Source organism: Enterobacter sp. R-25 (assembly GCF_049913205.1).
Classification (GTDB): domain Bacteria; phylum Pseudomonadota; class Gammaproteobacteria; order Enterobacterales; family Enterobacteriaceae; genus Enterobacter; species Enterobacter ludwigii.
In genome coordinates, this window is sequence record NZ_CP183982.1 from 686,151 (window position 1) to 709,101 (window position 22,951).

17 protein-coding genes are annotated in these 22,951 nt (G+C 55.8%); 6 read left to right on the forward strand and 11 right to left on the reverse strand.

Going from position 1 to position 22,951, the window contains the following annotated elements:
* Positions 1-14 precede the first annotated feature (14 nt).
* From carB to folA, 5 genes are all read left to right on the forward strand, one after another.
* On the forward strand, positions 15-3,239 hold the full coding sequence (gene carB / locus ACN9MQ_RS03295) for a carbamoyl-phosphate synthase large subunit (RefSeq protein ID WP_014168589.1): 3,225 nt from the start codon (positions 15-17) through the stop codon (positions 3,237-3,239).
* A 138-nt stretch (positions 3,240-3,377) separates the two neighbouring features.
* The gene (locus ACN9MQ_RS03300; protein WP_010427047.1) at positions 3,378-3,611 is read left to right on the forward strand and encodes a YgdI/YgdR family lipoprotein; all 234 of its coding nucleotides are present in this window, start codon (positions 3,378-3,380) and stop codon (positions 3,609-3,611) included.
* A 105-nt stretch (positions 3,612-3,716) separates the two neighbouring features.
* Entirely contained in the window at positions 3,717-4,247 is a 531-nt protein-coding gene (gene kefF / locus ACN9MQ_RS03305) for a glutathione-regulated potassium-efflux system oxidoreductase KefF (protein WP_020882557.1), read from the forward strand.
* The gene (gene kefC, locus ACN9MQ_RS03310; protein ID WP_426021233.1) at positions 4,240-6,105 is read left to right on the forward strand and encodes a glutathione-regulated potassium-efflux system protein KefC; all 1,866 of its coding nucleotides are present in this window, start codon (positions 4,240-4,242) and stop codon (positions 6,103-6,105) included. The genes kefF and kefC overlap by 8 nt, the downstream gene beginning before the upstream one ends.
* A gap of 114 nt (positions 6,106-6,219) precedes the next feature.
* Complete coding sequence (gene folA, locus ACN9MQ_RS03315) at positions 6,220-6,699, forward strand: type 3 dihydrofolate reductase (protein WP_008502023.1); 480 nt, start codon at positions 6,220-6,222, stop codon at positions 6,697-6,699.
* 39 nt (positions 6,700-6,738) lie between these two features.
* On the opposite strand, the gene apaH is transcribed toward folA, so the two are convergent.
* The 6 genes from apaH to lptD are packed head-to-tail and all read right to left on the reverse strand — an operon-like array spanning position 6,739 to position 13,468.
* Complete coding sequence (apaH, locus tag ACN9MQ_RS03320) at positions 6,739-7,587, reverse strand: bis(5'-nucleosyl)-tetraphosphatase (symmetrical) ApaH (RefSeq protein WP_014168593.1); 849 nt, start codon at positions 7,585-7,587, stop codon at positions 6,739-6,741.
* Positions 7,588-7,591: 4 nt separating this feature from the next.
* Positions 7,592-7,969 (reverse strand): Co2+/Mg2+ efflux protein ApaG, encoded by a 378-nt coding sequence (apaG, locus tag ACN9MQ_RS03325; protein WP_277493014.1) that lies wholly within the window; start codon positions 7,967-7,969, stop codon positions 7,592-7,594.
* Between the two features lie 3 nt (positions 7,970-7,972).
* A complete protein-coding gene (gene rsmA / locus ACN9MQ_RS03330) occupies positions 7,973-8,794 on the reverse strand; it encodes a 16S rRNA (adenine(1518)-N(6)/adenine(1519)-N(6))-dimethyltransferase RsmA (protein ID WP_014168595.1) in 822 nt (273 codons plus the stop codon).
* The gene (gene pdxA / locus ACN9MQ_RS03335) at positions 8,791-9,777 is read right to left on the reverse strand and encodes a 4-hydroxythreonine-4-phosphate dehydrogenase PdxA (protein ID WP_020882559.1); all 987 of its coding nucleotides are present in this window, start codon (positions 9,775-9,777) and stop codon (positions 8,791-8,793) included. Before pdxA ends, rsmA begins: the two co-directional genes overlap by 4 nt.
* Complete coding sequence (gene surA / locus ACN9MQ_RS03340; protein WP_014168597.1) at positions 9,777-11,063, reverse strand: peptidylprolyl isomerase SurA; 1,287 nt, start codon at positions 11,061-11,063, stop codon at positions 9,777-9,779. Before surA ends, pdxA begins: the two co-directional genes overlap by 1 nt.
* Positions 11,064-11,116: 53 nt before the next feature.
* Entirely contained in the window at positions 11,117-13,468 is a 2,352-nt protein-coding gene (gene lptD / locus ACN9MQ_RS03345) for an LPS assembly protein LptD (protein ID WP_063934269.1), read from the reverse strand.
* Positions 13,469-13,707: 239 nt separating this feature from the next.
* Between lptD and djlA the strand changes: the two genes are divergently transcribed.
* Positions 13,708-14,523 (forward strand): co-chaperone DjlA, encoded by an 816-nt coding sequence (gene djlA / locus ACN9MQ_RS03350; protein ID WP_426021232.1) that lies wholly within the window; start codon positions 13,708-13,710, stop codon positions 14,521-14,523.
* A gap of 30 nt (positions 14,524-14,553) precedes the next feature.
* On the opposite strand, the gene rluA is transcribed toward djlA, so the two are convergent.
* The 5 genes from rluA to araA form a co-directional block, all read right to left on the reverse strand.
* Positions 14,554-15,213 carry a bifunctional tRNA pseudouridine(32) synthase/23S rRNA pseudouridine(746) synthase RluA gene (rluA, locus tag ACN9MQ_RS03355; protein ID WP_014168600.1) on the reverse strand — a complete coding sequence of 220 codons (660 nt, stop codon included), beginning with the start codon at positions 15,211-15,213 and terminating at the stop codon, positions 14,554-14,556.
* A 12-nt stretch (positions 15,214-15,225) separates the two neighbouring features.
* Positions 15,226-18,132, reverse strand: coding sequence for an RNA polymerase-associated protein RapA (gene rapA / locus ACN9MQ_RS03360; protein ID WP_020882562.1), 2,907 nt, complete (start codon positions 18,130-18,132; stop codon positions 15,226-15,228).
* Between the two features lie 128 nt (positions 18,133-18,260).
* Positions 18,261-20,618 (reverse strand): DNA polymerase II, encoded by a 2,358-nt coding sequence (gene polB, locus ACN9MQ_RS03365; protein ID WP_151712095.1) that lies wholly within the window; start codon positions 20,616-20,618, stop codon positions 18,261-18,263.
* A gap of 74 nt (positions 20,619-20,692) precedes the next feature.
* Positions 20,693-21,388 (reverse strand): L-ribulose-5-phosphate 4-epimerase, encoded by a 696-nt coding sequence (gene araD / locus ACN9MQ_RS03370; RefSeq protein ID WP_032679615.1) that lies wholly within the window; start codon positions 21,386-21,388, stop codon positions 20,693-20,695.
* Positions 21,389-21,440: 52 nt separating this feature from the next.
* Positions 21,441-22,943 carry an L-arabinose isomerase gene (araA, locus tag ACN9MQ_RS03375; RefSeq protein ID WP_250369334.1) on the reverse strand — a complete coding sequence of 501 codons (1,503 nt, stop codon included), beginning with the start codon at positions 22,941-22,943 and terminating at the stop codon, positions 21,441-21,443.
* Positions 22,944-22,951 lie beyond the last annotated feature (8 nt).

Consider the following 22,951-nt stretch of genomic DNA (forward strand, 5'->3'; position numbering starts at 1 on the left):
GAGCCGAGAAGACCATGCCAAAACGTACAGACATAAAAAGCATCCTGATCCTTGGCGCTGGCCCGATTGTGATCGGCCAGGCCTGCGAATTCGACTACTCCGGTGCCCAGGCGTGTAAAGCCCTGCGCGAAGAGGGTTACCGCGTTATCCTGGTGAACTCTAACCCGGCCACCATCATGACCGACCCGGAAATGGCTGATGCAACCTACATCGAGCCGATTCACTGGGAAGTGGTACGCAAAATCATCGAAAAAGAGCGTCCGGACGCGGTTCTGCCTACCATGGGCGGCCAGACGGCGCTGAACTGTGCGCTGGAGCTGGAGCGTCAGGGCGTGCTGGAAGAGTTCGGCGTGACCATGATTGGTGCGACAGCCGATGCCATTGATAAAGCTGAAGACCGTCGTCGCTTCGACGTGGCGATGAAGAAAATCGGCCTCGACACCGCGCGTTCCGGTATCGCACATACCATGGAAGAAGCGCTGGCCGTGGCGGCTGACGTTGGTTATCCGTGCATCATCCGTCCATCCTTCACCATGGGTGGCACCGGCGGCGGTATCGCCTACAACCGCGAAGAGTTCGAAGAGATTTGTGAACGCGGTCTGGATCTCTCCCCCACCAAAGAGCTGCTGATTGATGAATCGCTGATTGGCTGGAAAGAGTACGAGATGGAAGTGGTGCGTGATAAAAACGACAACTGCATCATCGTCTGCTCCATCGAAAACTTCGATGCGATGGGTATCCACACCGGCGACTCCATCACCGTAGCGCCAGCCCAGACGCTGACCGACAAAGAGTATCAAATCATGCGTAACGCCTCGATGGCGGTACTGCGTGAAATCGGCGTAGAAACGGGTGGTTCTAACGTTCAGTTTGCCGTGAACCCGAAAAACGGTCGCCTGATTGTTATCGAAATGAACCCGCGTGTTTCTCGCTCCTCCGCGCTGGCCTCGAAAGCCACCGGCTTCCCGATTGCGAAAGTGGCCGCGAAACTGGCGGTGGGATATACCCTCGATGAGCTGATGAACGACATCACCGGTGGCCGCACTCCAGCGTCCTTCGAGCCGTCCATCGACTACGTTGTGACCAAGATCCCTCGCTTTAACTTCGAGAAGTTCGCCGGCGCAAACGACCGTCTGACCACGCAGATGAAATCTGTTGGCGAAGTGATGGCGATTGGGCGTACTCAGCAGGAATCCCTGCAGAAAGCGCTGCGCGGCCTGGAAGTGGGGGCCACGGGTTTTGACCCGAAAGTGAGTCTGGAAGACCCTGAAGCGCTGACCAAAATTCGCCGCGAGCTGAAAGACGCAGGCGCAGAGCGTATCTGGTACATCGCCGATGCGTTCCGTGCGGGCCTCTCTGTTGATGGCGTGTTCAACCTGACCAACATCGACCGCTGGTTCCTGGTGCAGATTGAAGAGCTGGTACGTCTGGAAGAAAGAGTCGCGGACCTGGGCATCAATGGCCTGGACGCTGACTTCCTGCGCGTACTGAAGCGTAAAGGCTTCGCCGATGCGCGTCTGGCCAAACTGGCGGGCGTACGTGAAGCGGAAATCCGCAAGCTGCGTGACCAGTATGACCTGCACCCGGTCTACAAACGCGTGGATACCTGTGCAGCGGAGTTCGCGACCGACACCGCTTACATGTACTCCACGTATGAAGATGAGTGTGAAGCGAATCCGTCTGTCGACCGCGACAAGATTATGGTGCTGGGCGGCGGTCCTAACCGTATCGGCCAGGGCATCGAGTTTGACTACTGCTGCGTTCATGCCTCCCTGGCACTGCGCGAAGACGGTTACGAGACCATCATGGTCAACTGTAACCCGGAAACCGTGTCGACCGACTACGATACCTCCGACCGCCTCTACTTTGAGCCGGTAACGCTGGAAGATGTGCTGGAAATCGTGCGTATCGAGAAGCCTAAAGGCGTAATCGTGCAATACGGTGGCCAGACCCCACTGAAACTGGCGCGCGCGCTGGAAGCCGCTGGTGTGCCGGTAATCGGTACCAGCCCGGATGCAATCGACCGTGCAGAAGACCGTGAACGTTTCCAGCAGGCGGTTGACCGTCTGAAGCTGAAACAGCCGGCCAATGCCACCGTCACCGCGATCGAGATGGCTGTTGAGAAGGCGAAAGAGATTGGCTACCCGCTGGTGGTACGTCCTTCGTACGTGCTGGGCGGCCGCGCGATGGAAATCGTCTACGACGAAGCTGACCTGCGTCGCTACTTCCAGACGGCAGTGAGCGTGTCCAACGATGCACCGGTTCTGCTCGACCGCTTCCTCGACGATGCCGTCGAAGTGGATGTGGATGCCATCTGTGACGGCGAAATGGTGCTGATTGGCGGTATCATGGAGCACATCGAACAGGCAGGCGTTCACTCCGGTGACTCCGCATGTTCCCTGCCAGCGTACACCCTGAGCCAGGAAATTCAGGACGTGATGCGCCAGCAGGTGCAGAAGCTGGCCTTCGAACTGCAGGTTCGCGGTCTGATGAACGTCCAGTTCGCTGTCAAAGACAACGAAGTCTACCTGATTGAAGTGAACCCGCGCGCAGCACGTACCGTACCGTTCGTCTCCAAAGCTACCGGTGTTCCGCTGGCGAAAGTGGCGGCGCGCGTGATGGCGGGCCAGACGCTGGCACAGCAGGGCGTGACGAAAGAAATTATCCCACCGTACTACTCGGTGAAAGAAGTGGTACTGCCGTTCAACAAATTCCCGGGCGTCGACCCGCTGTTAGGGCCAGAAATGCGTTCTACCGGGGAAGTGATGGGCGTGGGCCGCACCTTCGCAGAAGCGTTCGCGAAGGCGCAGTTAGGCAGTAACTCCACCATGAAAAAATCTGGCCGTGCGCTGCTCTCTGTTCGCGAAGGCGATAAAGAGCGCGTGGTTGACCTGGCGGCTAAGCTGCTAAAACAGGGCTTCGAGCTGGATGCAACCCACGGCACGGCCATTGTGCTGGGTGAAGCGGGCATTAATCCGCGTCTGGTGAATAAGGTGCATGAAGGTCGTCCGCACATTCAGGATCGCATCAAGAATGGCGAATACACCTACATCATTAACACCACCGCAGGTCGTCAGGCGATTGAAGACTCCAAGCTGATTCGCCGCAGCGCGCTGCAGTACAAAGTGCATTACGACACTACCCTGAACGGTGGTTTCGCCACCGCGATGGCACTGAACGCTGATGCCACCGAGAAGGTGATTTCCGTTCAGGAAATGCACGCTCAGATTAACAAGTAAGCCAACATACCCGGCAGTATTCGCTGCCGGGTATTATTCCCACCTTCAGAACCTTCTGGTTTTCCAACCGCATTCAGTCAGTTAGCCTAAAATGGTTAGGTCGATAACGAAATTCAACTGAGAGCAGGGGAAAACACCATGCAAAATAAACTTCTGATCGCGTCCGTTCTGGCTGCCACCGCCATGTTTACCGTTGCGGGCTGTTCATCTAATCAGGCAGTAAAAACCACGGATGGCCGTACGATAGTGACTGACGGTAAGCCGCAGGTCGATGATGACACCGGTCTGGTTTCCTATAAAAACGCCGAAACGGGTCAAACTGAACAGATCAACCGTGACCAGGTGAAATCCATGGGCGAACTGGATAACTAGTTCAGATTTCTGACGTTAGCCCGTCAATAATATTCACTATTAGCCTGTTGAATTACTGACTACACTCTTTTGGTAAAAGAAGGCAGTAAAACAACAGGCTAATTAATGATTCTGATAATTTACGCACATCCGTATCCGCATCACTCGCATGCAAATAAACGGATGCTTGAGCAGGTAAGGACGCTTGATAACGTAGAGATACGTTCCCTCTATCAACTTTATCCCGATTTTAATATCGATATCGCCGCCGAACAGGAGGCGCTCTCTCGTGCCGATTTAATTATCTGGCAGCATCCGATGCAATGGTACAGCACCCCTCCGCTCCTCAAACTGTGGATCGATAAAGTCTTTTCCCACGGCTGGGCGTATGGCCACAACGGTCACGCGCTTAAAGGTAAAAGCCTGATGTGGGCCGTGACCACCGGCGGGGGAGAAAGCCACTTCGATATTGGTGCTTTCCCGGGCTTTGAGGTGCTGTCACAGCCGCTGCAGGCGACGGCGCTCTATTGTGGGCTGAACTGGCTCCCTCCTTTTGCGATGCACTGTACGTTCGTTTGCGATGATGAGACGTTGCAGGCGCAGGCACGCCATTATAAACAACGGTTACTTGAGTGGCAGGAGGCGAACAATGGATAGCCATACGCTGATACAGGCGCTGATTTACCTCGGCGCGGCTGCGCTGATTGTACCCGTGGCGGTACGTCTGGGGCTGGGTTCGGTGCTGGGTTACCTCATTGCCGGCTGTGTCATTGGACCGTGGGGCTTCCGTCTGGTGACCGATGCCGAGGCGATTCTCCATTTCGCTGAGATCGGCGTCGTGCTGATGCTGTTTGTAATTGGCCTGGAGCTGGATCCCCGGCGGTTATGGAAACTGCGCGCTTCGGTATTTGGTGGGGGAGCGTTGCAGATGGTGGCCTGTGGTTTGCTGCTGGGTGGGTTCTGTATCCTGCTGGGCATGGACTGGAAAGTCGCGACACTCATCGGCCTGACGCTGGCACTCTCCTCTACGGCCATTGCCATGCAGGCAATGAACGAGCGCAACCTGACGGTCTCTCAGATGGGGCGCAGCGCGTTTTCGGTGCTGCTGTTCCAGGATATTGCCGCCATCCCGCTGGTGGCGATGATCCCGCTGCTGGCCGCAAGCGGTGCCTCAACGACCATGGGGGCTTTTGCGCTTTCTGCGCTGAAAGTGGTTGGTGCCCTGGCGCTGGTTATTCTGCTTGGCCGCTACGTGACCCGTCCGTTGCTGCGCTTTGTCGCTCGCTCCGGCCTGCGTGAAGTTTTCAGTGCCGTTGCGCTGTTCCTGGTGTTTGGCTTTGGTCTGCTGCTCGAGGAAGCCGGCCTATCGATGGCTATGGGGGCGTTCCTGGCAGGGGTGCTGCTGGCCAGCTCTGAATATCGCCATGCGCTGGAAAGTGATATCGAGCCGTTTAAGGGATTATTGCTGGGGCTGTTTTTCATCGGCGTGGGGATGTCTATCGACTTTGGCACGCTGGTAACGCATCCGCTGCGGATCCTCATCCTGCTGGTCGGTTTCCTGGTCATTAAGATGGGCATGTTGTGGCTGATAGCGCGTCCATTAACGGTGCCCAACAAGCAGCGTCGTTGGTTTGCCGTACTGCTGGGGCAGGGGAGTGAGTTTGCATTCGTGGTCTTTGGCGCGGCGCAGATGGCCAACGTACTGGATGCTGAGTGGGCGAAAGCGCTGACGCTTGCCGTCGCACTGTCGATGGCCGCAACGCCTGTTCTGCTGGTGGTGCTGGCGCGTCTGGAAAAAACGGGGAGCGAGCAAGAACGCGAAGCCGACGAGATCGACGAGGAGCAGCCGCGGGTGATCATCGCCGGGTTTGGTCGCTTCGGGCAGATCGTGGGCCGTTTGCTGTTGTCGAGCGGGGTCAAAATGGTGATCCTCGACCACGATCCCGACCATGTTGAGACCCTGCGGAAATTCGACATGAAAGTGTTTTACGGGGATGCGACCCGTGTCGATCTGCTGGAATCCGCCGGGGCGGCGAAAGCGGAAGTGTTGATTAACGCGATCGACGATCCGGAGACCAGCATGCAGATGGTGGAGTTGGTCAAGGAACACTTCCCCGAGCTGACCATTATCTCTCGCGCCCGCGATGTGGATCACTACATCCGGCTGCGTCAGGCAGGTGTGGAGGCGCCAGAGCGTGAAACGTTCGAAGGTGCGCTCAAGTCTGGCCGGATGGCGCTGGAAAATCTGGGGCTAGGTGCCTATGAAGCCCGTGAACGTGCGGACCTGTTCCGCCGCTTTAACGCCGAGATGGTGGAAGAGATGGTGGCGATGGCGGGCAGCACAGCCACCGAGCGTGCAGCGGTGTTTAAACGCACCAGCGCGATGCTGACGGAAATCATTAACGAGGACCGCAATCACCTGTCGCTTATCCAGCGTCACGGCTGGCAGGGCACGGAAGAGGGCAAGCATACCGGCGATCCGGCGGACGAACCGGAGAGTAAACCTTCCGCGTGAAGTGGAGTTGCCAGCAATATTAAAAAATTTCTCTATCTTTACTCAGCCGCCAGTCGACGAAAGATTAAGCTTTCCGTATAGTGGCGGCAATTTTTTGCATCCGGGAAATTTTCAATGATCAGTCTGATTGCAGCGCTGGCGGTGGACCGTGTTATCGGTATGGAAAATGCCATGCCGTGGAACCTGCCTGCCGATCTCGCATGGTTTAAACGTACTACGTTAAACAAGCCGGTAGTGATGGGCCGCCTGACCTGGGAGTCGATTGGTCGTCCATTACCGGGCCGTAAAAATATCGTTATCAGTAGCCAGCCTGGCACTGACGATCGCGTCGAATGGGTGAAGTCCGTAGACGAGGCCATTGCCGCATGCGGTAATGCCGAGGAGATCATGGTGATTGGCGGTGGGCGTGTGTACGAACAGTTCCTGCCTAAAGCACAGAAGCTGTATCTGACCCACATTGATGCGGAAGTGGAAGGGGATACGCATTTCCCGGACTACGATCCTGATGAGTGGGAATCTGTCTTCAGTGAATTCCACGACGCGGATGCGCAGAACTCCCACAGCTACTGCTTCGAAATTCTGGAACGTCGCTAAGTGAATGTCCCTCTCCCGTCCGGGGGAGGGAAATCCTCATCAGGAGGCAACGGCCTCGTCTTCCCCTAAGTCCAGCTGTCGGTTGGATGGCTGAACAAAGTACGTTTTATCTTCCCAGCGCAAGCAGGTTAACTCTCCACCCCAGCAGCAACCGGTATCGAGACCGTAGATCCCCTCCGGTGTGCCTTTTCCTTCAAGCGACGCCCAGTGGCCAAACACCACGTTATAGGCGTTGGTCACCGGACCGGGAATGGCAAACCACGGTTTAAGAGGCGCAGGGGCGCTTTCCGGTGTCTCTTTGCAATACATATCCAGCTGCCCGTTCGGGAAGCAAAAACGCATGCGGGTGAAAGCGTTCGTAATAAAGCGCAGGCGGGCCAGACCGCTAAGATCTTCGCTCCAGTGATTCGGCATATCGCCGTACATCGCGTCGAGGAAGAAAGGATACGAGTCGCTTGCCAGCACCGCTTCAACGTCACGCGCACAGGTTTTCGCCGTCTCAAGATCCCACTGAGGGGTGATCCCGGCATGCGCCATGACCAGTTTTTTCTCTTCATCGATCTGCAGCAGCGGCTGGCGGCGTAGCCAGTTGATGAGAACATCCGCGTCCGGGGCATCCAGCAAAGGCGAGAGACGATCTTTGGGTTTGTTGCGACTGATCCCGGCAAAGACGGCTAGCAAATGCAGATCGTGATTGCCCAGTACCATGCGCACGCTGTCGCCCAGTGATTTGACGAAGCGTAGAACGTCCAGCGAGCCAGGGCCACGCGCCACTAAATCGCCCGTCAGCCAGAGCGTATCTTGTCCAGGCGTAAAGTCGACCTGTTTTAACAATGCGATCAGTTCATCGTAGCAACCGTGAACGTCGCCAATCAGATATGTAGACATTAGATTAATGAATGAGTGTTGTAACGGCGAGACGGAACACAGGAATAGCAACGCGGAACACATTGCCATCGACGTCGACCATTTCGTAATGGCCCTGCATGGTACCCAGCGGCGTTTCGATCACGGCACCGCTGGTATATTGATACTCTTCGCCAGGGGCGATGTGGGGCTGTTCACCAACCACACCTTCACCCTGAACTTCGATTTCGCGGCCGTTGCCGTTGGTGATAAGCCAGTAGCGCCCAAGCAGTTGCACAGGCATCCGCCCCAGATTGCGAATGGTCACGGTGTAAGCGAAGACAAAACGTTCTTCATCCGGTGAGGACTGGGATTCAACATAAACGCTTTGTACATGGACACATACGCGGGGCGAATCAATCATGGCTTAACTCTCCTTCGGCGGCGCATTTTCGCTGATGTAATTAGCCAGCTTGCAGTACTGTTCTACGGAAATATTTTCTGCACGCATTGCCGGGTCAATACCCAACTCAGTCAGCACTTCAACGGTAAACAGATTGCCCAGGCTGTTACGGATCGTTTTACGGCGCTGGTTAAAAGCTTCCGTAGTAATGCGGCTCAGCACGCGCAGGTCTTTCACCGGGTACGGCATTATTTTATGCGGTACAAGACGCACTACCGCAGAGTCCACTTTTGGTGGCGGCGTAAAGGCGGTTGGCGGTACTTCGAGCACCGGGATCACGTTGCAGAAATATTGCGCCATCACGCTCAAACGACCATACGCTTTACTGTTCGGCCCTGCAACCAGACGGTTAACCACCTCTTTTTGCAACATGAAGTGCATGTCGGCAATGGCATCAGTATAGCTAAACAGGTGGAACATTAGCGGTGTGGAAATGTTGTACGGCAGGTTACCGAACACGCGCAGCGGTTGGCCCATTTTTTCCGACAGCTCACCAAAGTTCATGGTCATGGCATCCTGCTGATAAATCGTCAGCTTTGGCCCCAGGAACGGATGAGTTTGCAGGCGTGCGGCGAGATCGCGATCGAGTTCGATAACGGTCAGTTCGTCCAGGCGTTCGCCTACGGGTTCAGTCAGAGCGGCAAGACCCGGGCCGATTTCGACCATAGCCTGACCTTTCTGCGGATTAATGGCAGACACGATACTGTCGATCACGAACTGATCGTTGAGGAAGTTTTGCCCGAAGCGTTTTCGGGCTAAGTGGCCCTGATGGACTCGATTAGTCATTGAGTATTAACAATCATTTTGATGGCGAGATTAAGCGCCGTAATAAAACTGCCGACATCCGCTTTCCCCTGGCCTGCCAGATCCAGCGCAGTACCGTGGTCAACGGACGTTCGAATAAAAGGTAAACCGAGGGTGATATTCACCCCGCGGCCAAAGCCCTGGTATTTTAGCACGGGCAGGCCTTGATCGTGGTACATCGCGAGCACGGCGTCCGCATTATCCAGGTATTTTGGCTGGAAAAGGGTATCGGCAGGCAACGGCCCGCTTAAGTTCATCCCTTTTGCCCGCATTTCTTCAAGCACCGGAATAATGGTGTCGATCTCTTCGGTACCCATATGTCCGCCTTCACCGGCGTGCGGGTTCAGGCCGCAGACCAGCACATGCGGCTGTTTGATGCCGAATTTGGTTTGCAGGTCGTGATGCAGGATCCCGATGATCTCCCGTAAAAGAGACGGAGTAATGGCATCCGGAATGGCCCTGATGGGCAAATGGGTCGTCACGAGGGCAACGCGCATTGCTTCTGTCGCCAGCATCATGACCACTTTCGGGCTGTGCGAGCGCTCTTCAAAGAACTCCGTGTGCCCGGTAAACGGTATCCCCGCCTCGTTGATAACGCCTTTGTGCACGGGACCGGTGATCAGGGCGGCAAATTCGCCCTTCAGGCAACCGTCGCAGGCACGCGCCAGCGTCTCTACAACATAGTGGCCGTTTTCGGTACTGAGCTGACCCGGGATGACGGGAGTACGAAGTGGAACAGGAAGAAGCGTAAGCGTACCGGCTTGCTGTGGTGCAGGCTGCTGGCCTTCAACGTAGGGGATGAGCGTTAAAGGCAGACCGAGCAGCGTTGCCCGGTCTTGTAACAGTGTTGCATCCGCGCAGACAACCAGTTCCACTGGCCAGCTGCGCTGGGCGAGCTGGACAACGAGGTCAGGCCCAATCCCAGCAGGTTCGCCGGGAGTGATCACAACACGATGCTGTTTCATTAGTTGCTCAGTACTTTCACATAAGCGCTGGCGCGTTGTTCCTGCATCCAGGTTGCTGCTTCTTCAGAGAACTTACGGTTAAACAGCATGCGGTAGGCTCTGTCTTTCTGCGCCGCGTCCGTTTTATCAACATTGCGGGTATCCAACAGTTCGATCAGATGCCAGCCGAAGGAGGAGTGCACCGGGGCGCTCATCTGGCCTTTGTTCAGCTTCATCAGTGCGTCACGGAACGCAGGATCATAGATATCCGCAGCCGCCCAGCCCAGATCGCCGCCCTGATTAGCAGAGCCGGGATCCTGAGAGAACTCTTTCGCGGCATTCGCAAACGAGGTTTTTCCGCTCTTGATGTCTGCAGCAATCTGTTGCAGTTTCACGCGCGCCTGATCGTCAGTCATGATAGGTGACGGCTTGAGGAGAATATGGCGAGCGTGAACTTCGGTAACCGAAATGTTCTGACTCTGACCGCGCAGATCGTTCACTTTCAGGATATGGAAGCCCACGCCTGAACGGATGGGACCCACGATGTCACCTTTCTTCGCCGTGCTCAGCGCCTGGGCAAAGATGGAAGGCAGCTCCTGGATACGTCCCCAGCCCATCTGGCCGCCTTTCAGCGCCTGTTGGTCAGCGGAGTAGGTGATGGCCAGTTTGCCAAAGTCACCGCCGTTACGTGCCTGCTCGACAATCGAACGTGCCTGGCTTTCAGCTTCCGCAGCCTGGTCGGAGGTTGGGTTCTCTGGCAGCGGGATCAGAATGTGGCTCAGGTTCAGTTCGGTGCTGGCGTCGTTCTGGTTACCCACCTGTTTTGCCAGCGCGTCCACTTCCTGAGGCAGGATCGTGACGCGGCGACGGACTTCATTGTTACGCACTTCCGAAATCAGCATCTCTTTACGGATCTGATTACGGTACGTTGCATAGCTGATGCCATCATAGGCCAGACGGCTGCGCATCTGGTCCAGGCTCATGTTATTCTGCTTCGCGATGTTAGCAATGGCCTGATCGAGCTGCTCGTCAGTGACCTTCACACCCATTTTCTGACCCATTTGCAGGACAATCTGATCCATGATCAGACGTTCCAGGATCTGATGGCGCAGGGTAGCGTCATCCGGAAGTTGCTGACCTGCTTCACCCGAATTGAGCTTCACAGATTTCATCAAACCGTCAACGTCGCTTTCGAGCACGACGCCGTTGTTAACCACAGCGGCGACCTTATCAACAACCTGGGGGGCCGCGAAGCTGGTATTCGCAACCATAGCGACACCGAGCAGCAGCGTTTTCCAGTTCTTCATACTTTTTCCATTTCAATTAACCGCAAAGCGGATTACGTTGCAAATTAAGCACATTACAAGGAACTGCGGTACGGCAGAATGTTCGAGCGCAGCATCTGCTGCGTGCCCAGGCCGTAGTTGGAGCTCAGGCCGCGCAGTTCGACATTAAAGCCAATCACGTTATCGTATTTGCTCTGATTATTTTCAGTATTCCAGCCGTTAAGCTTACGTTCGTAACCGACACGCAGCGCGTAGCAGCAGGAGTTATATTGCAGACCAACCATCTGGTCAGCAGGTTTACTGGTGTTGGTGTCAAAGTAGTAAGCACCGACGATTGACCAGCGATCGGCGATTGGCCAGCTCGCTGCGCCACCCACCTGCGAGATGCCGTCTTTGTACTGATCCGCGGTTGCATAGTTTGGCAACGTGGCCTGAATATATTCCGGGCTGGCGTAACGATAGGTCAACTGCAGCATACGGTCTTCATCACGACGGTATTCAATCGCCGCACTGCTTGTCGCAACGTTGTTGAGACGCGTATCGTACTGCACACCCCCGCGTAAACCCCAGCGATCGGTCATACGCCAGTAGGTATCACCCGCCCACACCAGAGAACCTGTTTTGTCGTCTTTCTCCCAGTTAATGTTGTCATCACCGGTCCGGGACTCGGTGAAATAGTAGATTTGACCAACAGAAACGTTAAAACGTTCAACGGCGGCATCATCATAAACGCGTGTTGTGACGCCGGTCGTTAACTGGTTTGCTGACGCAATACGGTCGAGGCCACCGTAGGTACGGTCGCGGAACAGACCGCTGTAGTCAGACTGCAGGAATGAGGAGTCATAGTTCTGAATGTTGCTCTGATCGCGATACGGGACGTACAGATACTGCATACGTGGCTCAAGCGTCTGGGTATAACCCTCCGCCAGAAGACCCATATCGCGTTCGAAGATCAGTTTGCCGTCCATTTTGAACTGCGGCAGGACGCGGTTCACGGATTCTTCGAGATCGGTGCCGTAACGGTTGTTATACCAGTCAAGATTCTTCTGCTGGTAATGGGTGGCCATCAGTTTGGCCTCGGTATTCAGGCTCGACCAGTCATTTGACACCGGCAAATTGATGGTTGGTTCGAGGTGAACACGCGTGGATTCCGGCATATCCGAGTTGGTGTTAACGAAGTGCACGGCCTGGGCGTACACGCGGGTGTCAAACGGACCAACATCGTTCTGGTACCAGTTAACGTCCAACTGCGGTTCTGCACCGTAAGTACTTGTGTTCTGGCTGCTAAAGACCTGGAACTGCTTGGTAGAGACCGTAGCGTCGAAGTTCTGAATAGCGTACCCCACGCTGAATTTCTGCGTGGCGTAGCCATCGGTACTGGACCCGTATTTGGAGTCAAAGTCGTTGAAATAGTAAGGGTCGCTGACTTTGGTGTAGTCGACGTTAAACCGCCAGACCTGGTCCATCACCCCTGCATGTTTCCAGTAGAACAACCAGCGGTGTTTATCGCCTTCTGTTGGATGCTCATCCTGGAAGACTTTATCCGACGGCAGATAATCCAGTTCCATCAGGCCAGTACCCGCCTGCGTCAGGTAGCGGAACTCGTTTTCCCACATAACGTTGCCGCGCTTATGGATATAGTGCGGCGTGATCGTGGCGTCCATGTTGGGCGCGATGTTCCAGTAATACGGCAGATAGAACTCAAAGTAGTTCGTGGTGCTGTATTTGGCATTCGGGATCAGGAAACCTGAGCGGCGTTTGTCACCCACAGGAAGCTGCAGGTAAGGGCTGTAGAAAACAGGCACCGGACCGAGCTTGAAGCGGGCGTTCCAGATCTCTGCAACCTGCTCTTCACGGTCATGGATGACTTCACTTCCGACCACGCTCCAGGTATTAGACCCGGGCAGACAGGACGTGAAGGAGCCGTTTTCGAGAATCGTATAGCGGTTTTCACCGCGCTGTTTCATCAGGTCTGCATCACCGCGCCCCTGGCGACCTACCATCTGGTAATCACCTTCCCAGACGTTAGTGTCTTTGGTATTCAGGTTTGACCAGGCTTTCGGACCTTTCAGGATGACCTGATTGTCGTCATAGTGCACATTACCCAGCGCATCCACCGTTCGTACCGGCTCGGCCGCACCTTCCGGCTGCTTCTGGTGTAATTGCACTTCATCTGCCTGCAGACGGCTGTTGCCCTGGTTAATATCCACATTGCCAGTAAATGTCGCATTGTCAGGATATGTGCCTTTAGAGCTATCGGCAGTAATGGTTACCGGCAAGCTATTCGTATCGCCCTTTACCAGTGGACGATTATAACTTGGGACGCCAAGCATACACTGCGAGGCGAGATCGGCCGCCAGTCCCTGTTGGCTGTACAGGGCGGTGCCAATCATTGTGGCCAGGAGGGTGGGGATACGTTTTTTCATACGTTGTATTTTATTGTTCCGTCATCAGTGGCTACGGCTTACAAACGCTCAGAGACTATCTTACTCATCAGCGCAGTACCAGCGTTAATCCTGCCCGTTTGCGCGCCAGAGTGTTAGGCTCGCTATCGAATGACGAGTATGATAAAGCAAATTATAGGCGATGTCCTTCAATTGACCGTGGCTTGAACACTGTGATGATGACGTTGCGTCGGCCAGGAACATGACTAACCGGGGAGTATATGCAGTATTGGGGTAAAATAATCGGCGTTGCGTTCGCCATCATCATGGGTGCCGGGTTCTGGGGGATCGTACTGGGGCTTATTATCGGCCATATGTTTGATAAGGCTCGCAGCCGCAAAATGGCCTGGTTTGCCAATCAGCGTGAGCGTCAGTCCCTCTTTTTCTCCACCACGTTTGAGGTGATGGGGCACTTAACCAAATCAAAAGGGCGTGTGACGGAAGCCGATATTCAGATAGCCAGCGTCTTTATGGACCGCATGAATCTGCATGGTGACTCCCGTCTCGCGGCACAAAATGCGTTTCGCATCGGCAAAGCGGATAACTATCCGCTGCGCGATAAAATGCGTCAGTTCCGCAGCATCTGCTTCGGCCGTTTTGATTTAATTCGGATGTTTCTGGAGATCCAAATCCAGGCGGCGTTTGCCGATGGTTCACTTCATCCGAATGAACGCGATGTTTTATACGTTATTGCGGAAGAACTGGGCATCTCCCGTATGCAGTTCGACCAGTTCCTGCGCATGATGCAGGGCGGTGCGCAGTTTGGCGGCGGCTATCACCAGCAGTCCTCTGGCGGTGCCTGGCAGCAGGCGCAGCGGGGTCCGACGCTGGAGGATGCCTGTAACGTGCTGGGGGTGCAGCCATCGGACGATGTAACCACCATCAAGCGTGCCTATCGTAAGCTGATGAGTGAGCACCACCCGGACAAACTGGTCGCGAAAGGCTTACCGCCGGAGATGATGGAGATGGCGAAGCAAAAAGCGCAGGAAATTCAGAAAGCGTACGAGTTGATTAAAGAGAAGAAAAGTTTCAAATAAAAAAAGGCCCGACACTGTCGGGCCTTTTTTTCAGAAGTCGACTGGGGCTTTAAACGTCATTGCATTGCCAAAAACCGGATGGGTGATGGTGAGCGTCTGCGCATGCAGCTGCAGGCGTGGCGCCAGCGCCAGTGCATCGGGCGGCGCGTAAAATCTGTCCCCCAGAATCGGGTGCCCCAGCGCAAGCATATGGACACGCAACTGGTGCGAGCGCCCTGTAATCGGTTTAAGCAGCACGCGCGCAGTGTTATCTGGCGCGTACTCCAGCACTTCATACTCGGTTTGCGCTGCTTTGCCGGTTTCGTAACAGACCTTTTGTTTTGGTCGGTTTGGCCAGTCGCAGATCAGCGGTAAATCCACCAGACCTTCCGCCGGCTGAGGATGCCCCCAGACACGTGCGACATACTGCTTTTTCGGCTCGCGATCGCGGAACTGGCGTTTCAGCTCGCGTTCCGCCGCTTTATTCAGCGCCACTACAATCACACCGCTGGTGGCCATGTCCAGACGATGGACAGACTCCGCCTGAGGATAATCACGCTGAATACGCGTCATCACACTGTCTTTGTGCTCATCCAGACGCCCTGGCACGGACAACAAGCCGCTGGGCTTGTTGACCACCATAATGTGCTCATCCTGATAAAGCACCACCAGCCAGGGATCCTGAGGTGGATTGTAAGGCTCCATCACCATCTTGCGCTCCGTTTACTGATGCGTCACAACGATAAGACGCAGGGCATCCAGACGCCAGCCTGCCTGATTAAGGCTTTCCAGCACCTGCTGACGGTTGCTCTCGATCGCTGCCAGCTCGTCATCGCGGATGTTTGGGTTTACCGCTTTCAACGCTTCCAGACGGGAGAGTTCCGCGGACAGTTTGTCGTCGGCTTCTTGACGTGCGGCATCAATCAGCGCCCGGGCCGCTTTTTCGATCTGCGTTTCACCCAGCTGCAGAATAGCGTGCACATCCTGCTGTACCGCATTGACCAGCTTACTGCCGGTATGGCGGTTCACGGCGCTCAGCTGGCGGTTAAAGCTCTCGAATTCAACCTGAGCGGCGAGGTTCGTGCCGTTTTTGTCCAGCAGCAGACGCACAGGCGTTGACGGCAGGAAGCGGTTGAGCTGCAGCTGTTTCGGCGCCTGCGCTTCGACAACGTAAATCAGTTCCAGCAATAGGGTACCCACTGGCAGCGCTTTGTTTTTCAACAACGAGATGGTGCTGCTGCCGGTATCGCCTGAGAGGATCAAATCCAGACCGTTGCGGATCAGCGGGTGCTCCCAGGTGATGAACTGCGCATCTTCGCGCGACAGTGCCACATCACGTTCAAAGGTGATGGTGCATCCATCTTCCGGCAGGCCAGGGAAATCCGGGACCAGCATATGGTCGGACGGGGTCAGGACAATCAAATTCTCGCCACGATCGTCCTGGTTTATGCCAACGATGTCGAACAGGTTCATGGAGAAGCTGATCAGGCTGGTGTCATCATCCTGCTCTTCAATGCTTTCAGCGAGCGCCTGGGCTTTTTCACCGCCGTTGGAGTGGATCTCCAGCAGGCGGTCACGGCCCTGTTCCAGCTGTGATTTCAGCGCTTCATGCTTATCACGGCAGGCTTTGATCAATTCATCAAACCCGTCGGTGTTCTCTGGCGCGGCCAGATAGCCGATCAGATCGGCGTGCACCTGATCGTAAATCGGGCGGCCGGTCGGGCAGGTATGCTCAAACGCATCCAGACCTTCGTGGAACCAACGCACCAGAACGGACTGGGCGGTTTTTTCCAGATAAGGAACGTGGATCTGAATATCATGCGCCTGGCCAATACGATCCAGACGGCCGATACGCTGTTCCAGCAGATCCGGGTTGAACGGCAAATCGAACATCACCAGGTTGCTGGCAAACTGGAAGTTACGGCCTTCAGACCCGATTTCAGAGCACAGCAGAACCTGGGCACCGCTGTCCTCTTCTGCAAACCATGCCGCGGCACGGTCCCGCTCGACGATGGACATCCCTTCGTGGAACACGGCGGCACGAATACCTTCGCGTTCGCGCAGGACCTGCTCCAGCTGCAGCGCGGTGGCTGCTTTGGCGCAGATCACCAGCACTTTCTGAGAACGGTGCGCGGTCAAATAGCCCATCAGCCACTCAACACGCGGGTCGAAGTTCCACCAGGTGCCGGTATCGCCTTCAAATTCCTGGTAAATCTGTTCCGGGTAGAGCATGTCGCGTGCACGCTCTTCTGCAGTTTTGCGCGCGCCCATAATGCCGGAAACTTTAATGGCCGTCTGGTACTGCGTCGGCAGTGGCAATTTGATGGTATGCAGTTCGCGTTTCGGGAAACCTTTCACCCCGTTACGGGTGTTACGGAACAGGACGCGGCTGGTGCCGTGGCGATCCATCAGCATATCGATCAGTTCTTTACGCGCGGAATCCGCGTTGTCACTGTCGCTGTTGGCCGCCTGCAGCAGAGGCTCAATATCCTGCTCGCCAATCAGATCGCTCAGGGTGTTGAGCTCGTCATTCGAGAGATGTTTACCCGCCAGCAGCAGGGCAACGGCATCGGCGACCGGACGGTAGTTATTTTGCTCTTCAACGAACTGCTCAAAGTCATGGAAGCGGTTTGGATCGAGCAGGCGCAAACGGGCGAAGTGGCTCTCCAGACCTAATTGCTCCGGCGTTGCGGTCAGCAGCAGGACGCCTGGCACGCGCTCGGCAAGCTGTTCGATAGCCATATATTCCCGGCTTGGTGCATCTTCGCTCCAGACCAGATGGTGCGCTTCATCGACCACCATCACGTCCCATTCGGCGTCGCACAGATGCTCAAGACGCTGCTTGCTGCGGCGTACGAAATCCAGAGAGCAGATCACCAGCTGTTCCGTTTCAAACGGGTTGTCCGCATCGTGCTGGGCTTCTGCATAGCGCTCGTCATCAAACAGAGCGAAACGCAGGTTAAAGCGGCGCAGCATCTCGACCAGCCATTGATGCTGCAGGGTTTCGGGTACCACAATCAGCACGCGCTCGGCTGCGCCGGAAAGCAGCTGTTGATGCAGGATCATGCCCGCTTCAATGGTTTTCCCCAGGCCCACTTCATCTGCCAGCAGTACGCGAGGTGCGTGACGGCGGCCCACGTCATGGGCGATGTTCAGCTGGTGGGGGATAAGGCTGGTACGCTGACCGCGCAGGCCGCTCCACGGCATACGGTACTGTTCACTCTGGAACTTGCGTGCGCGATAGCGCAGGGAGAAGCGATCCATACGGTCGATTTGCCCGGCAAACAGGCGATCCTGTGGCTTACTGAATACCAGTTTGCTGTCGAGCAGCACCTCACGCAGGATGACATTGGCCTCGTCGGTGTCCAGGCGAGTCCCGATGTAGGCGAGCAGTCCATTCTCTTCTTTTACGTCTTCGACCTTTAGCTGCCAGCCGTCGTGGCTGGTCACGGTGTCACCCGGGTTGAACATCACGCGGGTCACAGGGGAATCATTGCGGGCGTACAGGCGGTTTTCACCGGTAGCAGGGAAAAGGAGGGTAACCATTCGTGCATCCACGGCAACCACGGTTCCTAATCCAAGTTCGCTTTCTGTATCGCTGATCCAGCGTTGACCAAGTGTAAAAGGCATATTTGTTCGGCTCTAATCGTAAATTGCAGGCAATAGTTCAACCACCGTCAAAAAAGACAGTCATTGAAAAATGGGTCCGGGAATGGAAAGGGCGCTATGGTACTGGATGGCAGCCATTTCGTCACGTGTCAAAATAGGCCAAGTTGCCCTGTCACTAGTGTAGCAAAGTCGTCGTCGATGAAGGGCAAAATTCCGTCCGCGACCGGCTGAAGCTGACGCGTAAGATAGTGCTCGTAATCCAGAGGCGAGTGCTGGTAATCCACGGGTTCCGGGCCGCTGGTGGTCCAGAGGTATTTGATGGTTCCCCGGTTCTGATACTGCGGGGCACGCCCCCGGCGCACGTTCTCCTCATCCGCCAGACGCGCGGCGCGGACGTGCGGCGGAACGTTGCGCTGGTATTCCGCCAGTGGGCGGCGCAGGCGCTTGCGGTACACCAGCTGGGCGTCGAGTTCACCTGCCATCAGGCTGGCAATTGTTTCACGCACGTAGTCCTGATAAGGCTCGTTGCGAAAGATACGCAGATAAAGCGTTTGCTGAAACTGCTGTGCCAGTGGCGTCCAGTCGGTGCGCACGGTTTCCAGCCCTTTAAAGACCATTCGCTGCTTGTCACCTTCCTGAATAAGTCCGGCGTAGCGCTTCTTACTGCCCTGGTCGGTACCGCGAATGGTGGGCATTAAAAAGCGGCTGAAATGGGTTTCAAACTCCAGTTCTAACGCGCTGCTTAACCGCTCTTTTTGCAAACTTTCCTGCCACCAGGCGTTCACAAAAGCCACCAGTGATTTGCCGATTCGCGCGGCATCCTCTTCTGAATGCGCGCCCTTAAGCCAGACAAAGGTGGAATCCGTATCGCCATAAATAACGTCATAACCCTGGGATTCAATCAACGCTTTGGTCTGGCGCATGATGTCGTGCCCGCGCATGGTGATAGATGACGCCAGTCGTGGGTCGAAGAAGCGGCAGGCGCTGGTCCCCAGAACCCCGTAAAACGCGTTCATGATAATTTTCAGCGCCTGAGAAAGGGGCTTGTTGCCATGACGCTTAGCCTCGTCGCGACCGTGCCAGATGTTTCCCACGATTTCCGGCAGACAGTGCTTTTCCCGTGAGAAGCGGGCCCCGAGAAAACCTTCTGTGCTGTGCAAATCGTCAGGCTGCGCCATCCCTTCCACCAGCCCGACGGGATCGATCAGGAAGGTGCGAATAATGGACGGATAGAGGCTTTTGTAGTCCAGCACCAGCACGGAGTCATACAACCCGGGCCGGGAATCCATCACGTAACCGCCCGGGCTTGCCTGCGGTGGCACGTCACCGAGGTTGGGGGCGACATAGCCCGCCCGGTGCATACGCGGGAAATAGAGGTGGCTAAAGGCGGCCACGGAGCCACCGTGCCGGTCAGCGGCGAGGCCGTTCACCGTCGCGCGCTCGAGCAGGAAGGGCATGATCTCTGTTTTGTGGAAAATCTGCGTCACCAGCTCACAATCTTTCAGGTTGTAGGTGGCGAGCGCCGGTTTGTCTTCGTTAAAACGCCGGTCGATTTCATCCATCCTGTCCCACGGATTGTCGATGGATTTCCCTTCGCCGAGCAGCTCCTGCGCCACCGCTTCCAGAGAGAAAGAGGAAAAATTCCAGAAGGCAGATTTGAGCGCCTCAATGCCGTCGATAATCAGGCGGCCATTGGCCTGCGCAAAAAACACACCGTTTTTAAAACCGTGCTCGCGCCATTCCAGCTCGCTGTTTCCGCGCCCCAGCATCAGGGGGATGCGGTAACGTTCAGCATGTTTTTGCAGCACGCGCAGATCGAACTGCACCACGTTCCAGCCGATCAACACATCGGGATCGCGATCGGCAAACCACTGGTTAAGCTTTTCCAGAAGCTGTGGCCGGCTGTTGACATACTCCAGCCGGAAATCCAGCGCGGATGCGTTGCCATTCGGGGGGCCAAGCATATAAACAACCCGATCCCCGCAGCCTTCAAGGCCGATACAGTACAGCTCACCGTGGCGAGTGGTTTCGATATCCAGCGAGACCCATTTCAACGGCGGCCGGTAGGTAGGGTTGGGTTTGAGACGGGCGTTAATAAGGCTGCCGTTTTGCGCGGTGCCGTCGACCCAGACGGGGGCAGTAATAAACCGCTCCATCAGAAAACGTTCTGGCGGGCGGATATCGGCTTCGTACAGCGTCACGCCAGCGTCGCGCAGCAGTTTTTCATAACGCATCAGCTGGCGATGGGCGCGGCAGTAAAGGCCATGTACGGGCTGACGGTGGAAATCTTTCAGTTCAAGCGGCGTCAGGCGCCAGCCATTTTCACCGCGCAGCAGTTGCTTTACTTTCTCAACGTGATCGTTCGGGATAAAAGTCACGGACTCCTGCGGCGGCAGGGTCACGTGCAGCGGGCCGTTGTCCGTCGCCAGCCAGAATGCCACCTCGGTGCCCTGAGGAGTATCCCGCCAGTGTCGGGTAAGTAAAAAACCTTCTTGCGCCTGCGCCACGCCGCTATCCCATAAAACAAAACCAGGCTTGATTATAGCCTGGTTGAATATTTTATGCTGGGTATATATACAGTTTACTGTCCGTAATAGGCTTTTGCGCCATGTTTACGCAGGTAGTGTTTATCCAGCAGGGTTGGCTGCATATCCGGAAGCTGCGGTGCCAGCTGGCGGCAGAAAATGCCCATATACGCGACCTCTTCCAGCACAATCGCGTTATGTACCGCATCTTCGGCGTTTTTGCCCCAGGCAAAAGGTCCATGGGAGTGCACCAGCACGCCGGGCATTTGCGCAGCGTCGATACCCTGTTTTTCAAACGTTTCGACGATAACGTTGCCGGTTTCCCACTCATACTCGCCGTTGATCTCTTCATCAGTCATCAAACGGGTGCAGGGAATGGTGCCGTAAAAGTAGTCTGCGTGCGTGGTTCCGGTCGCCGGAATGGACTGGCCGGCCTGCGCCCAGATGGTCGCATGACGCGAATGGGTATGCACAATACCGCCAATGGTCGGGAAGGCCTGGTAGAGCAGGCGATGCGTTGGCGTGTCCGAGGAGGGTTTTTTCTTTCCTTCCACCACTTCGCCCGTGGCGATGCTGACGACAACCATATCTTCTGCGGTCATTACCGTGTAATCCACCCCTGACGGCTTTATCACGAAGACGCCGTGCTCGCGGTCAACGGCGCTGACGTTGCCCCAGGTCAGCGTCACCAGATTGTGTTTGGGCAGCGCCAGGTTGGCTTCAAGTACCTGACGTTTGAGATCTTCTAACATGCAATCCTCCAGGAAAAGAGGCCCGCCCTGCGGCAGGCCAAAGGTTCCCCTGTTAACGTTTTGAACCGTAATAGACTTCGTTCCAGCGCAGCGCGTCTTTGAACGCGGGCAGGCGGGTATCGTTATCAATGACGGTCAGTTCGATGTCGTGCAGTTCGGCGAACTGACGCATGTCGTTCAGATCCAGCGCGTGGCTGAAGACGGTGTGGTGCGCGCCACCGGCCAGGATCCAGGCTTCCGAGGCGGTTGGCAGGTCAGGCTGCGCTTTCCACAGGGCGTTGGCGACCGGCAGTTTTGGCAGAGAATGCGGGGTTTCAACCGCATCCACACAGTTCACCAGCAGGCGGAAACGGTCGCCCAGGTCAATCAGGCTGGCGTTGATGGCAGGGCCGGTACGGGTGTTGAAGATCAGACGTGCCGGGTCGGCTTTTCCGCCAATGCCAAGGTACTGCACGTCGAGGATCGGTTTCTCTTCAACGGCAATGGAAGGACACACTTCCAGCATATGCGAGCCCAGTACCAGGTCGTTGCCTTTTTCGAAGTGGTAGGTGTAGTCCTCCATAAAGGAGGTGCCGCCCTGCAGACCGGTTGACATCACTTTCATAATGCGAAGCAGAGCGGCAGTTTTCCAGTCGCCTTCGCCGGCAAAGCCGTAGCCCTGCTGCATCAGACGTTGTACCGCCAGGCCGGGCAGTTGTTTGAGGCCGTGGAGGTCTTCAAAAGTGGTGGTAAAGGCATGGAAGCCACCCTGTTCCAGGAAGCGTTTCATGCCCAGTTCGATACGTGCTGCATCCAGCACGTTCTGGCGTTTGCCACCGTGAATTTGTGCCGCAGGGGTCAGACGGTAGCTGCTTTCGTATTCGTCGACCAGCGCGCTTACGTCGCCATCGCTGATTTCATTCACCACCTGCACCAGGTCACCCACGGCCCAGGTATTCACCGAGAAACCAAATTTAATCTGTGCGGCAACTTTATCGCCGTCGGTGACCGCCACTTCACGCATGTTGTCGCCGAAACGCACCACTTTCAGGTGACGAGTATCTTGTCGGGACACCGCCTGGCGCATCCAGGAGCCGATACGTTTTTGCGCATGCTGATCCTGCCAGTGGCCGGTGACGACCGCATGCTGCTGGCGCATACGTGCGCCGATAAAGCCGAACTCGCGGCCGCCGTGCGCGGTCTGGTTCAGGTTCATAAAGTCCATATCAATGCTGTCCCACGGCAGGGACGCGTTGAACTGGGTATGGAACTGCATCAGTGGTTTATTGAGGATGGCCAGACCGTTGATCCACATTTTGGCCGGTGAGAAGGTGTGCAGCCACACTACCATGCCGGCGCATTTATCGTCGTAGTTCGCGTCGCGGCAGATGTTCGTGATCTCATCCGGGGTCGTGCCGAGCGGTTTGAGCACCAGTTTGCACGGCAGTTTAGCCTCTGCATTGAGCGCGTTGACCACGTGCTCAGCATGTTTCGTCACCTGTTGCAGCGCTTCCGGCCCGTACAGATGTTGGCTGCCAATGACAAACCACACTTCATAATTATTAAAAATGGTCATTATTGTGT

Bases quoted from the DNA above. Each gene is read 5' to 3' on its own strand.
- rapA (WP_020882562.1), bottom strand. From the start codon at position 18,132: ATGCCTTTTACACTTGGTCAACGCTGGATCAGCGATACAGAAAGCGAA.
- lptD (WP_063934269.1), bottom strand. From the start codon at position 13,468: ATGAAAAAACGTATCCCCACCCTCCTGGCCACAATGATTGGCACCGCC.
- araA (WP_250369334.1), bottom strand. From the start codon at position 22,943: ATGACCATTTTTAATAATTATGAAGTGTGGTTTGTCATTGGCAGCCAA.
- pdxA (WP_020882559.1), bottom strand. From the start codon at position 9,777: ATGAAACAGCATCGTGTTGTGATCACTCCCGGCGAACCTGCTGGGATT.
- surA (WP_014168597.1), bottom strand. From the start codon at position 11,063: ATGAAGAACTGGAAAACGCTGCTGCTCGGTGTCGCTATGGTTGCGAAT.
- araD (WP_032679615.1), bottom strand. From the start codon at position 21,388: ATGTTAGAAGATCTCAAACGTCAGGTACTTGAAGCCAACCTGGCGCTG.
- rsmA (WP_014168595.1), bottom strand. From the start codon at position 8,794: ATGACTAATCGAGTCCATCAGGGCCACTTAGCCCGAAAACGCTTCGGG.
- djlA (WP_426021232.1), top strand. From the start codon at position 13,708: ATGCAGTATTGGGGTAAAATAATCGGCGTTGCGTTCGCCATCATCATG.
- apaH (WP_014168593.1), bottom strand. From the start codon at position 7,587: ATGTCTACATATCTGATTGGCGACGTTCACGGTTGCTACGATGAACTG.
- carB (WP_014168589.1), top strand. From the start codon at position 15: ATGCCAAAACGTACAGACATAAAAAGCATCCTGATCCTTGGCGCTGGC.
- folA (WP_008502023.1), top strand. From the start codon at position 6,220: ATGATCAGTCTGATTGCAGCGCTGGCGGTGGACCGTGTTATCGGTATG.
- kefF (WP_020882557.1), top strand. From the start codon at position 3,717: ATGATTCTGATAATTTACGCACATCCGTATCCGCATCACTCGCATGCA.
- kefC (WP_426021233.1), top strand. From the start codon at position 4,240: ATGGATAGCCATACGCTGATACAGGCGCTGATTTACCTCGGCGCGGCT.
- rluA (WP_014168600.1), bottom strand. From the start codon at position 15,213: ATGGTGATGGAGCCTTACAATCCACCTCAGGATCCCTGGCTGGTGGTG.
- apaG (WP_277493014.1), bottom strand. From the start codon at position 7,969: ATGATTGATTCGCCCCGCGTATGTGTCCATGTACAAAGCGTTTATGTT.
- ACN9MQ_RS03300 (WP_010427047.1), top strand. From the start codon at position 3,378: ATGCAAAATAAACTTCTGATCGCGTCCGTTCTGGCTGCCACCGCCATG.